Origin of the sequence: Actinoplanes sp. SE50/110 (genome assembly GCF_900119315.1) — a bacterium.
GTDB lineage: Bacteria > Actinomycetota > Actinomycetes > Mycobacteriales > Micromonosporaceae > Actinoplanes.
On record NZ_LT827010.1, the window covers coordinates 320343 to 331841 of the forward strand.

The following is an 11499-nucleotide window of genomic DNA, read 5'->3' on the forward strand; positions in this document are numbered from 1 at the left end:
CCTGCCTCCCACGGCGCGCGACGTCCCGGTACGTGGAGTACCGTTCAGCAATAACAGGAGGGTCCCGAATGTCCTTGACGGTGCAGACCGAACAACGCGGTGACATGGTCGTCGTGTCGGTGGCCGGTGAGCTCGACATGGCCACCGCGCCGCAGTTGCAGGACCAGATCAGTGATCTGCTGGAGAAGGGCCGGACCAGGCTGGTCTTCGACCTGGCCGAGGTCTCGTTCTGTGACTCCACCGGGCTGTCCGTTTTCGTCCGGGCGAAGAACAGCACCGACGACGCCGGCGGGACGGTGCGGCTGGCCGCGCCGCAGCGGGGGGTGCTGCGCATCCTCGAGGTCAGCGGGCTGGTCGAGGTGCTGCACACCTATCCGACGGTCGACGAGGCGGTCACCGCTGAGGAACCCGCGCTCGACTGACGCGAGTCTCGTCGCCTTCGCGGGGCCGGTCGGCGTAGTTTGTCGCCGACCGGTGACGGGAAACTGTGGCCGGGATTAGCTTCGGCCCCCAGGAGTGCCCGTGAAGAAGATGTTCCAAGGCTTCAAAGACTTCATCATGCGCGGCAACGTCGTCGACCTTGCCGTCGGTGTGGTCATCGGTTCCGCTTTCACCGCCGTGGTGACCAGCCTGACGAACGGCTTCCTGAAGCCGCTCATCCAGGTGATCAGTGGCGGTAACGGGATGGATGCGGGTTCGTTCAAGATCCGCGGCGTCAAGTTCGACTACGCGACCTTCATCAACTCGGCCATCACGTTCCTGCTGACCGCCGCGGTCCTCTACTTCCTCGTCGTCTACCCGCTCAACGTGCTCGCCGAGCGGCGCCGGCGGGGCGAGGAGCCGCCGCCGAAGAGCCCCAGCGAAGAGGTCAAGCTGCTCACCGAGATCCGTGACGCGCTGGTGGCGCAGGCGGCCGCCGGGCGCGGCAACACCCAGGGACAGGTGTACGGAAGCGCGGTGGACGAGGTGCTGCAGCGTCGCCAGGACCCGCCGCGCTGACTTCGATGATCGCCGCGTCGGTGCCGGGGGTCGCCCCACTGCGCTGTCGGTGAAAAGATCGGCCCTCCCGGCACGGTTCGAACAAATGTTCGATACAGTGCCGGGATGGAGCAGCGTAAGCACTGGTGGAACGGTAAATGGGGACGTCTCGCCCGGAAGGACGTCTACCTCCGTACCAATGGGGACCAGTGGTATGTCGAGCAGCGTGCCGGGGGCTCCGACGGCACGTCCCACTTCTTCGAGTACGACTCGGAGGACGCCGCCCTCGACATGGTGCGCGCCCTGCTCAACGGGCCCGACGAGTGGCGGGAGCTGTCCGTGCGACCGCCCCGGTGAGGCCGGCGCGACGGCCCGTGTACCCGTCGGGCGAGGCCGGCCACCGAAGTCGGCGTTCCGGTTTCCGGCGAGGTCCTGTCACGCGGCCTGCTGATCGTCGTGGTGGGCGGTGAGCGGGCCGGTCGGCGGGACCAGCCGCAGGCCGGGGCGGTGCGGCGCCGCGATCCCGGGCTCGTCCTCGGCCGCGCCGGTCAGGCGCCAGCCCGCACCGGCCCGTGCGCCGGGCGGCCGCGCGGTGTCGCCGGCACCCCGGGAGAGCACCACCACCAGCAGATAGCCGACGATCACGAAGCCGTGCCCGACCAGCCGGGCGACGTCCACCCGGCCGCCGGTCAGATCGTTGAGCGAGAGCAGCAGCAGCATCGCGACGAACGCGGTGAGCATCGGCACCAGGCCGACCGGGCGGGTCCGCCGCAGCGCGATGAAGAGATATCCGGCGCCGATCGCGGCGTTCCAGGCGGCCGACTCGTTCCACAGGTGGCCCGGGGTCGCGGACAGGCCCAGGTGCACGTGCCCGGCGGCCGAGTCACCGCCGATCTGCGCCAGCCCCAGGATGATCTGGACCGCGCCGACCAGCGCGAGCGACACGTAGAGCAGCGCCGCCACCGGGAGTCGCCGCCACCACCGGGCCGGGGCCGGTCGGGCCGGGGCCGAGGGCGGCAGGGCGGCCAGGATCGACGCGCTGAGATCCGGCACGTCGGGCATCCGCCCGGTGCTCGTCATCCGGTTGACCGCCGCGGCCGCATCCAGCCACGCCCGGCAGCCCGCGCAGCCGGACACGTGCTCGTCGACCAGCGGGCGCAGGGCCGGATCGTCCTCGCCGTCCAACTGCGCGGACAGCATCTCGCGCCACCGTTCACACGCCATGCATCCATAGTCGCGCGGGACCGGCGAATGGTTCCCGGCGATGTCCGGGGTCAGCGGTGGTGGTGGTCGTCGACCTGCAGCTCCTCGCTGTGCCCGAGCAGGCGGCGCCGCTCCCGGAAAGCGCGCAGGTTCGCCGTGTTGCCGCAGGTGCTGACGTCGTGCCAGACGCCGCTGTTGTTGCGCGAGGTGTCGAAGAACGCGGCCCGGCAGACCGTGTTGTGGCAGAGCTTGAGCCGCGGCCAGAGGCCGGCCTGCTGGGCGAGCAGCGCCTCGGCCCAGAGCGCGGACGCCAGCCAGCGGGTGCCCCGGCCGGTCGGCACCACCCGCACCCAGCCGGCCGCGTCCGGCGCCAGGCTGACCGGGACGTCGGCGGGGGGCAGGGCGCCGGGCGGCTCCTGGTTCGCCCCGGCGAGCACCACCTGCTCGAAGGCCGACCGCAGCCGGCGCAGCGACCGCAGGTCGGTGGCGGACAGCAGCAGGGTGGGGGCGGGCAGGCCGGACGTCCGGGACCAGGTGCCCAGCGCGTCGGTCACCCACCACTGGGCGTCCTCGACGACTCCGAGCAGGTCAGGGCCGTACGACATCGCCGCGCGAGTGTTCAGCAGCTCCTGGATGAGCGCGAAGCCTCCGGGCGCCTCCCGCACGCCGTGCCGGGCGCTCGCCTTCCACGACATAGCCGAAGAGTACTTGACTCTTTTTCACGGCTCGGCCCGCCGGCTTGGAGATCACCCACCTGGGCGGGTGGACAATGGTGGAAGGCGATCGATGGGAGGCGCGGCGTGCGCAGACTGTTGGCGGCCACGCTGGGGACGGTGGCCGCGCTGACCCTGATCGCCGGCTGCGACTCCGGCCGCGGCACCGGCCCGACGGGCGCGCAGGGCACCGCCGGTGTGCCGGGCACTGCCACCGGCGTACCCCCGCGGCAATCGACCGCGCCCAGCGCCTCCGCCGAGCCGTCCGCCTCGGTCGTGCCCGGCCCGTCGGTGTCGGCGCCGGCGGCGCCGCGGAAACTCAAGGTCGGCGCCAAGGGCGGTGACGTCCTGGCGGTACAGCGGCGGCTGACCGAGTTGGGCTATTGGAACGGCGGGGCGGACGGCACCTTCGGCGACAGCACTCAGCAGGCCGTCTATGCGCTGCAGAAAGCGGCGGGCATCGGCCGCGACGGCACCGTCGGACCGAAAACGCTCAAGGCGCTGGACGCCGGGGTGCGCCCGGCGGCGCGGTCGACCAAGGGGCGGGTCGTCGAGATCGACCTGAACCGGCAACTGCTCCTGCTCGTCGACGGCGGCCGGATCACGCAGATCTTCAACACCTCGACCGGATCGAACCGGTACTACGAGCAGAAGGGTGGGCGGTTCCTGGCCGACACCCCCCGTGGGAGGTTCACCGTGGGCCGGGAGATCGACGGGTGGCGGAACGCGCCGCTCGGGCTGCTGTGGCGGCCCAAATACTTCAACGGCGGGATCGCCGTGCACGGGGCGAACAGTGTCCCGCCCTACGCCGCGTCACACGGTTGCGCCCGGGTGTCGATCGCCGCGATGAACTGGATGTGGAACAACGACGCGCTGCCGCTGAAGACCAAGGTCTGGGTGTACTAGGCCGCGCTGCCGGGGCACCTGCGCACCGTGCTGCGCCACCGGCTGGTAGAGCTCGGCGCAGATCACGACGCCCAGCCAGGGCACCCACGGCCCGCTGAGCACCAGCGGCGCCGGCCGGCCGCGCAGCCGCAACGACACGGTGCAGTCGCGCGGCTCGCTGTCCACCCCGGTGATCGACCGCAGGGACCACTCCCGGTCACCGACGATGAGCCGCTGGCTGGTGATCACCACGACCCGGCGGCCGTCCCCGTCGACGTCGGCCGGGAACCAGCCGTACTGCCGCTCGGCGGGCCGCAGCCGCACGGTCGGCGCCACCGGAGCCGGCCGGCCACCCCGCTCCACCAGCGCGGACAACATGACCATCGACCGGAACCCGGCCGCCAGCTGCCCCTCGTCCCACCCCGTCACGTGAATACTCCGATCCCCGGGCGGCCCCATTCCGCCTCACCGACACTTGCACGCCGCAGGCGCTCTGACCAGCGAATACACACCCTAGTGGCGACATTGGCCAGTTCGCCGCCGGGTTTCGCACGACCCGGTTACCCCGTCCGGGTACCCCCTACGACTCGGCGCGGCCGACTACGGTCCCGGAGGTGACCAGCCCCGATCCGCGTGGCCGGATGTCCGTTTCGGTCCTCACCGCCGCCACCGTGGTCGCGGTGCTCGCCGCCGGACTGGCCGCCCTCCAGGCGCACCATGCGCCGAGCGTCCCGATGCTCTGCATCGCCGTCGTCCTCGGCACCGACGTGGTCGCGCTGTTCCTGCTCCTCGGCCTGCTGAGGCCGGCCGCTCCCGAGCGGCCGACCTCAACCGAGCCGATGCTCACCGACCTGAGCGCCGAATCCTGAACCGTCCTCAGGCGCCGACGGTGTCGAGGATCCAGGCGAGGACGAAGGCCTCTTCCTTCCACGAGTCGTAGCGGCCGCTCGGGCCGGCGTGACCGGCGCCCATCTCGGTCTTCAGCAGGAACTCGCCGTCCGGGACCACCGCGCGCAGCCGGGCGATCCACTTGGCCGGCTCGTGATAGAGCACCCGGGTGTCGTTCAGGCTGGTCACCGCGAGGATCTTCGAGTACGGCAGCTTCGCGACGTTCTCGTACGGGCTGTACGACTTCATGTACGCATAGACCTCGGCCGACTCCAGCGGGTTGCCCCACTCCTCCCACTCGGTGACGGTGAGTGGCAGGGACGGGTCGAGGATCGAGGTCAGCGGGTCGACGAACGGGACCTCGGCGACGATCCCGGCGAACGACTCCGGGGCCAGATTGGCGACCGCGCCCATCAGCAGGCCGCCGGCCGAGCCGCCGCGCGCAACCAGGCGGTCGGCGCTGGTCCAGCGGTTGCGGATCAGGGCCTCGGCGCAGGCGACGAAGTCGGTGAAGGTGTTCCGCTTGGCCAGCATCTTGCCGTCCTCGTACCACCGGCGGCCCATCTCACCGCCGCCGCGGACGTGCGCGATCGCGAAGACGACACCGCGGTCGAGCATGCTGAGCCGGGCGATCGAGAAGTACGGGTCGATGCTGTGCTCGTACGACCCGTAGCCGTAGAGGACCGCCGGGGCGGAACCGTTCCGGGGGACACCCCGGCGGGCCACGATCGAGATCGGGACCCGGGTGCCGTCCGGTGCGGTGGCCCACTCGCGGAACTGCTCGTAGCCGGCCGGGTCGTAACCGCCGAGCACCGGCTTCTGCTTGCGCAGCGTCATCGAGCGGGTGACCAGGTCGACGTCGTACACCGAATCCGGGGTCACCAGCGAGGTGTAGGTGATCCGGATCGCGGAGGTGTCGTACTCCGGGTTGCCGCTGAGGCCGACGCTGTAGAGCGGCTCCGGGAAATCCATGTCGTACGCGTCGGTGCTGCCGTCGCCCATCACCCGCAGGCCGGTCAGCCCGTCCCGGCGCAGCGAGATCACGATGTGCCGGGCGAACGCGTCGACCGACTCCAGGCGGGTGCCCGGCTGGTGCGGGATCAGCTCGACCCAGTCCCCGGGGGCGTCGACCGAGGTGTAGGCGACCGCGAAGTCCTCGGCGTCCCGGTTGTGCAGGATCAGGAACCGGTGGCCGTGGTGCTCGATCTGATACTCGACACCCTGCCGGCGCTCGGCGATCACCACGGGTTCGGCGTCCGGGGTGTCGGCCGGAATCACGCGTACCTCTGAAGTGATCTTGCTTTGGGCGTCGATCACGATGAACTTCTCGCTGCGGGTCAGGTCGACGCCGACCCAGAACCGCTCGTCGGTCTCGTGATAGACCACCGCGTCCCGGTCGGCGGGCTGCCCGACGAAGTGCCGGTGCACCCGGTCGGGGCGCCACGCCTCGTCGACCGTGATGTAGAAGAGCACGCTGCCGTCGGCCGACCAGGCGCTGCCGTAGAAGGTGTCCGGGATCTCGTCGGCCAGCACCTCACCGGTGCGCAGGTCCTTGACCCGCAGGGTGAACCGCTCGGCGCCGTCGAAATCGGTCGAGAAGGCCAGCCAGTTGCCGTCCGGGCTGACATCGAACGTGCCGAGCGCGAAGAAATCCTTCCCCTCGGCCAGCAGGTTGCCGTCGAGCAGCACCTCCTCGCCGGGACGGTCGTCGCCCATCGGCGGGTCGGTCTCGCCCGGGCGGACCGGCACACGGCACTGGATGCCGTACTGCTTGCCCTCCTCGGTGCGGGTGTAATACCAGAACCCGCCCTTGCGGCTCGGCACCGACAGGTCGGTCTCCTGGGTGCGGCCCTTGATCTCCTGGAATACCTTTTCGCGCAGGTCGGCGAGGTGCGCGGTGGCCGTCTCGGTCCACGCGTTCTCCGCCTCCAGATAGGCGATCGTCGCCGGGTCCTCTTTGTCCATGAGCCAGGCGTACTCATCGGTGACCGTGTCGCCGTGATGGGTGCGCTCGGAGGGGGCCAGGCGGGCCGTCGGTGGGCCGGCGGGCGATTCGGTCGTCACCCGCACCACGTTACCGGTGGATCGGTCCGGGATGAGTTCGTTACACACCTGGACCTCGGTCATTCGAACATGTGTACGATGTGCCAGAGTGGACGATCTTCAGCTCCACGATCTTCCTTCAGCTCTACGCTCCGGTCTGGGGAGGCTTCGGACGTGACTGATTCCCTTCTCGATGCGCTCGTGGACATCTGCGGCCCCGGGTTCGCGCGCCCGGCGCGCTCGGTGGACCGGGTGGGCGGGCAGCGCGCCGGCCACGTCGCGGTCCCGGCCACCGGCCGCGCCGCCGGCGCGGCTCTGCGCCTCGCCGCCGAACGCGGGCTCAGCGTCCGCGCGCGCGGTTCCGGCAGCAAGATCGACTGGGGTACGCCACCGGCCGGACTCGATCTGATCATCGACACCGGGCGGCTGAACGGGATGTGGGACCACCACGGCGCCACCGCCACCGTGGCGGCGGGCACGTCGCTGGCCGCGGTCCGGGTCGCCCTCGCCCTGCAGGGCAAGCGCCTGGCCGTCGACCCGCCCTCACCCGGCGCCACGGTCGGCGGGATGCTCGCCGTCAACGAGGCCGGTCCCCTCGCCCACCGCTACGGCAGCCCGGCGGATCAGACCCTGAGCGTGATGTACGCCGAGGCCGACGGCGCCGAGCTCGAAACCGACGGGGAGAACGGGCGGCCCGGCATCGCCAACATCCGCGGGGTGATCACCGCGGCGGTGCTGCGGCTGCACCCGCTGCCCGAGACGCGCCGCTGGGTCGGCCGCTCGGTCACCACCCCGGCCGGCGTCGCGGAGCTGGTCGAGCAGGCGGTCGAGCAGGACCTGGAGCCCAGCGCGATCGAGGTGGACCTGCCGGGCGCCGCCGAGGGCACGGTCGCCGTGCTGATCGAGGGCGACACCGGGTCGGTGGCCGGGCGGGCGGCGAAACTCGGCCAGGTCTGGGGCCCCGAGGCGGCCGTGGTCGAGCACGGGCCGCCCTGGTGGGGGCGGTATCCGTTCGGGGCCGGCGACGTCGCGGTGCGGATCTCGGTGCCGCCGGAGGGCCTGCAGGCGGTGACGTATGCGTTGCGGGACGCCTGCGGCGTGCCGGTGCCGCTGCGCGGTTCGGCCGGCCTCGGCACGGTGCACGCGGTGCTCCCGGCGGGCCTGCCGGCGCGGCGGCTGGCCGAGATCGTCGACGGGGTGGACCAGGTGCTGATGGCCCGCAGTGGCAAGATCGTGGTGGTTTCGGCCCCGCCGGCTCTCGCCGTCGCTCTGCCGATGGCTACACCGCGCGACCTGTTCTGATCAGCTCCCACCCGACAGCGGCGTAAACGGTGGTCAGAAACGGGCGGGGAGCAGGGTGGCCGCTTCGGCGGCGAGATGGCGGCCCATGCGGGCGACGTCGCCGACGGCGTAGGTGAGGTAGGCGAACTGGCCGACCTCGCGGACACCGGTGAGGATCAGCTCGTCGACGCCGATCTTGTGGCGGAGCATCGGGGTGCCGGTGCCGAGGACGGCCGGCGCGATGCCGAGGATGATCTCGTCGAGCAGGTGCTGCTGGGCGAACTGGGCGACCAGGTTGCCGCCGCCGGCGAGCCAGACGTTCTTGCCCTGGGCGGCGACCAGCATGGCCTCGTGGACCCGGCGGACATCGCCGCTGATCATGAAGACGTTGGCGTCCGGGACCGGCGGTAGGTCACGGTGGGTGAAGACCCAGCAGGGCACGTCACCGTACATGTCGTGCCAGTTCTGCGGCTCCTCCAGCAGATTGTCGTTCTTCAGCACCCACTCGTAGGTGGTCGCACCCATGGCGAACGCGCCGACGCCGGCGAAGAACTCGCCGAACGGGTTCTCGGTGCCCTCGTCCACCTCGAAGAGCCAGTCCAGCGAGTTCGACTCGTCGGCGATGTAGCCGTCGATGCTGGTGGCGGTGTAGTACTGCGTCTTCGCCATGCCAACACCATGCCACGCCGACGGCGACAAAAAGGGCAGATCGATCAGGAGATCGGTGGGCCCACCGGCGGATCGATCACACTGCCGCGCGGTGACCGGCGAATCGATCAGGAGGCCGGTGGGCCGACCGAGTAGCGCAGATTGGCGAACTGCCCGAGCCGGCTCACCGACGTCAGGGTCAGCCGTTTCGCGGTGAGGCGGCGGGGGAGCAGCGGGGCGCCGGCGCCGAGGGTGGCCGGGGCGACGCCGAGGATCAGTTCGTCGAGCAGGCCCGCGTCGGCGAAGCAGGCGACCAGCTCGCCACCGCCGACGAGCCAGATGTTCTTGTCGCCGGCGGCGGCGGCCATCTGTCGGTGCACGGCGGTGACGTCACCGCGTACGAAAGTAAGGTTCGCGCCGGGGACGCGGGGCAGATCGCGGTGCGTGAAGATCCATGCCGGGGTGTCGCCGTAGGGCGACAGCCATTTCTCCGGCTCGGCGACGACGTTCTCGTGGGCCAGGACCCACTCGTACGTGGTCGCGCCCATGGCGAAGGCGCCGACATCGGCGAAGAACGCGCCGAACGGATTCGCGTCGCCGCCGTCGTCGACCTCGAACAGCCAGTCCAGGGAGTGGTGCTCGTCGGCGATGTAGCCGTCGATCGTGGTCGCGGTGTAGTACTGCGTCGTCATGCCCGAGACCCTGCCACCGGGGTACGACAGAAATCAGGCGTCGTTGCGGAGGACCAGGATGGCGATGTCGTCGCGCGGCTCCTCGACCGAGAAGTTGATCGTCGTGGAGCGCAGGCGGGCTGCCATCGCATCCGCGGGATAGCCGGCCAGGGGTGCGGCGGCCTCGCGGAGCCGGGCGGAGCCGAAGAGCTCGCGACCGCGGCGGCGTTCGGTGACGCCGTCGGTGTAGAAGATCAGCGAGTCGGCCGGCCCGAGGGTGACCTCCACGTTCGGCGAGGTGATCGATTCCAGCAGGCCCAGGGCCGTGCCGCCCGCACCGACGAAGGACGCCTTGCCCTCGGATCGGACCAGCACCGCCCGGTCGTGCCCGGCCAGGTGCAGGCAGACGCCGAGGCCGCCGTCGGGCCGGCGGGTGACCGAGGCCATCGCGAGGGTGCAGTAGCGGCCGCCGCCACGCTGCACCAGCGTGCGATTGACCCGGTCGAGGATCTCGGTGAGCGACTTGCCGTCGTCGACCAGGATCCGGATCACGTCGCGGACCAGGCCGGTCACGGTGGCCGCCTGGACGCCCTTGCCGGAGACGTCGCCGACGACGACCAGCCACTGGTCGGTGCCGAACGGCATCACGTCGTAGAAGTCGCCGCCGACCTCGGAGCCGGTCGGCACGTATTCGGCGGCGAAGCCGATGCCCTCGACGTGCGGCAGCGCCGGCGGCAGCAGGGAGGCCTGCAGGGTGCGGGCGACCTTGCGGCGTTCGTCGTGGATCCGGGCGTTGTCGATGGCCAGGGCGGCCCGCCGGGCGACGTCCTCGAGCACCGCCACCTCGTCGGCGTCGTGCCGGTGCTTGACGTGCCGGCCGACGGCGAGAGTGCCGAGCCGCGAGCCGCGGGCGACCAGCGGGACCGCGAAGCCTTCCAGCGGGGCGCCGAACATCACCTGGGTGCCGAGCCGGGACGCCTCCTCCAGCCGGGCCAGGATCGACTCCGGGCCGGACTCGGCGAGCGAGGCGTGCAGGTGGGCCAGCGTGGCCTCCTCGGCGTGGGTGGCCGCGGCCAGTTGCAGCCGGCCCCAGGCGTCCGTGGTGTGCACCGCGCACCACTGGCCGAGCCGGGGCACCACGAGCTGCGGGATCAGCGCCATCGTGAGGTTGACGTCGAGGGATTGGGCGAGCAGCTCGCTGGCCTCGGCGAGGAAGGTGATCCAGGTGGCCCGGCGGACGTCGGCGCGGCGCAGCCGGTCGTTCTCCAGGTGCAGGGAGAAGCGTTCGGCGACCATCACGGCGAGGGTCTGCGCGTAGCCGACCGGGGCGGCGTCGAGCTCCAGCTCGCCGGAGTAGGGCCGGTGGACGGTCAGCGGGACGCGGATGGTGTCGGCGTTGTCCCGCGGGGCCCGGCCGTACCGGGCGAGCAGCTGCCGGCCCATCCCGTCGCCGCGGTCGACCCGGAGCACCCCGCCGGCCGCGCCGGTCAGCCGGGCCAGCCGGGAGAGCAGGTCGGCGGCGAGCTCGGTGAGGCCCTCGTCGGTCTGCCGGTCGGAGCCGCTGCGCAGCAGGGCGGTGAGCGCGCCGAGGCTGGGCGCGTCGGACGGGGGCGGGATCCGGGACCCGTCGCCACCGTCCGGCGCGTGATGGTCGAGGTGGAACCAGACGCCTTTGCCGTCGCCCTCGTGCACGGTGCCCCAGCGGCTGGCGAAGTGGTCGACCAGCAGCAGGCCGCGGCCGCGCTCGGCGACCTCGCCGATGTCCGGGCTCTCGTTCCTGGGGCCGACGGCGAGCTGCTCGACCGGGCCGGGGGCGAAGTCGGTGACCGTCACGGTCAGCCCGGCCGGATCGGCGGTGACCTCGATGTCCAGGTCGGTGTTGGCGTGCACGACCGCGTTGGTGGACAGTTCGGTGGTCAGCAGCAGAGCCTCGTTGAGCAGGCCGTCCAGCCCGGCCTCCTCGAGCACCGAGCGGACCAGCGCGCGCGCCGCCGCGGGGGTGCGCCGGTCGTTGGGCAGGCGGGCTTTGCGCACGAGGGTGCCGGTCGGCGCTCCCGACGGGACGCTCGTCCTGGTTCCGACCTCGGCTGGCACAGCATGCATCCTCTCCCGAGGGTGGGTGTATGCACAAAGTCGTCTCTCGCATTGACCCGGTCGGGCGAGAGAGGATAGGTAGCCCGGCAGGTGGA

At 71.5% G+C, this 11499-nt stretch carries 13 protein-coding genes; 6 read left to right on the forward strand and 7 right to left on the reverse strand.

Annotated elements, in window-relative coordinates; genetic code table 11:
• Window positions 1-68 precede the first annotated feature (68 nt).
• The 3 genes from ACSP50_RS01400 to ACSP50_RS01410 all read left to right on the forward strand — a co-directional run bounded on the left by ACSP50_RS01400 (window position 69) and on the right by ACSP50_RS01410 (window position 1335).
• Window positions 69-422: an STAS domain-containing protein gene (locus ACSP50_RS01400; protein ID WP_014687361.1), complete on the forward strand. Its 354-nt coding sequence runs from the start codon at window positions 69-71 to the stop codon at window positions 420-422.
• 109 nt (window positions 423-531) lie between these two features.
• Window positions 532-999, forward strand: a complete 468-nt coding sequence (mscL, locus tag ACSP50_RS01405; RefSeq protein WP_043513332.1) for a large conductance mechanosensitive channel protein MscL — start codon at window positions 532-534, stop codon at window positions 997-999.
• Between the two features lie 105 nt (window positions 1000-1104).
• On the forward strand, window positions 1105-1335 hold the full coding sequence (locus ACSP50_RS01410; RefSeq protein WP_014687363.1) for a hypothetical protein: 231 nt from the start codon (window positions 1105-1107) through the stop codon (window positions 1333-1335).
• Between the two features lie 78 nt (window positions 1336-1413).
• Here the strand turns inward: ACSP50_RS01410 and ACSP50_RS01415 are convergent, their stop codons facing one another.
• Both ACSP50_RS01415 and ACSP50_RS01420 read right to left on the reverse strand, forming a co-directional pair.
• The gene (locus ACSP50_RS01415) at window positions 1414-2202 is read right to left on the reverse strand and encodes a zf-HC2 domain-containing protein (RefSeq protein WP_043510650.1); all 789 of its coding nucleotides are present in this window, start codon (window positions 2200-2202) and stop codon (window positions 1414-1416) included.
• A 50-nt stretch (window positions 2203-2252) separates the two neighbouring features.
• The gene (locus ACSP50_RS01420) at window positions 2253-2876 is read right to left on the reverse strand and encodes a CGNR zinc finger domain-containing protein (protein WP_014687365.1); all 624 of its coding nucleotides are present in this window, start codon (window positions 2874-2876) and stop codon (window positions 2253-2255) included.
• 105 nt (window positions 2877-2981) lie between these two features.
• Between ACSP50_RS01420 and ACSP50_RS01425 the strand changes: the two genes are divergently transcribed.
• A complete protein-coding gene (locus tag ACSP50_RS01425) occupies window positions 2982-3800 on the forward strand; it encodes a L,D-transpeptidase family protein (RefSeq protein WP_014687366.1) in 819 nt (272 codons plus the stop codon).
• Here ACSP50_RS01425 and ACSP50_RS01430 read toward each other — a convergent pair.
• On the reverse strand, window positions 3708-4208 hold the full coding sequence (locus ACSP50_RS01430; protein WP_014687367.1) for a hypothetical protein: 501 nt from the start codon (window positions 4206-4208) through the stop codon (window positions 3708-3710). The two genes, ACSP50_RS01425 and ACSP50_RS01430, sit on opposite strands and share 93 nt — an antisense overlap.
• Before the next feature lie 185 nt (window positions 4209-4393).
• Between ACSP50_RS01430 and ACSP50_RS01435 the strand changes: the two genes are divergently transcribed.
• A complete protein-coding gene (locus ACSP50_RS01435; RefSeq protein WP_080127695.1) occupies window positions 4394-4648 on the forward strand; it encodes a hypothetical protein in 255 nt (84 codons plus the stop codon).
• A 7-nt stretch (window positions 4649-4655) separates the two neighbouring features.
• Here ACSP50_RS01435 and ACSP50_RS01440 read toward each other — a convergent pair whose 3' ends face one another.
• Window positions 4656-6731, reverse strand: a complete 2076-nt coding sequence (locus tag ACSP50_RS01440) for a S9 family peptidase (RefSeq protein WP_043513336.1) — start codon at window positions 6729-6731, stop codon at window positions 4656-4658.
• A gap of 153 nt (window positions 6732-6884) precedes the next feature.
• Here ACSP50_RS01440 and ACSP50_RS01445 point away from each other — a divergent pair, with 153 nt between their 5' ends.
• Window positions 6885-8012 (forward strand): FAD-binding oxidoreductase, encoded by a 1128-nt coding sequence (locus tag ACSP50_RS01445; protein ID WP_014687370.1) that lies wholly within the window; start codon window positions 6885-6887, stop codon window positions 8010-8012.
• A 33-nt stretch (window positions 8013-8045) separates the two neighbouring features.
• Here ACSP50_RS01445 and ACSP50_RS01450 read toward each other — a convergent pair whose 3' ends face one another.
• The 3 genes from ACSP50_RS01450 to ACSP50_RS01460 all read right to left on the reverse strand — a co-directional run bounded on the left by ACSP50_RS01450 (window position 8046) and on the right by ACSP50_RS01460 (window position 11404).
• Window positions 8046-8660 carry a dihydrofolate reductase family protein gene (locus tag ACSP50_RS01450; RefSeq protein WP_014687371.1) on the reverse strand — a complete coding sequence of 205 codons (615 nt, stop codon included), beginning with the start codon at window positions 8658-8660 and terminating at the stop codon, window positions 8046-8048.
• A 107-nt stretch (window positions 8661-8767) separates the two neighbouring features.
• Window positions 8768-9331: a dihydrofolate reductase family protein gene (locus ACSP50_RS01455; protein ID WP_014687372.1), complete on the reverse strand. Its 564-nt coding sequence runs from the start codon at window positions 9329-9331 to the stop codon at window positions 8768-8770.
• A 33-nt stretch (window positions 9332-9364) separates the two neighbouring features.
• Window positions 9365-11404, reverse strand: coding sequence for a SpoIIE family protein phosphatase (locus ACSP50_RS01460; RefSeq protein ID WP_014687373.1), 2040 nt, complete (start codon window positions 11402-11404; stop codon window positions 9365-9367).
• Window positions 11405-11499 lie beyond the last annotated feature (95 nt).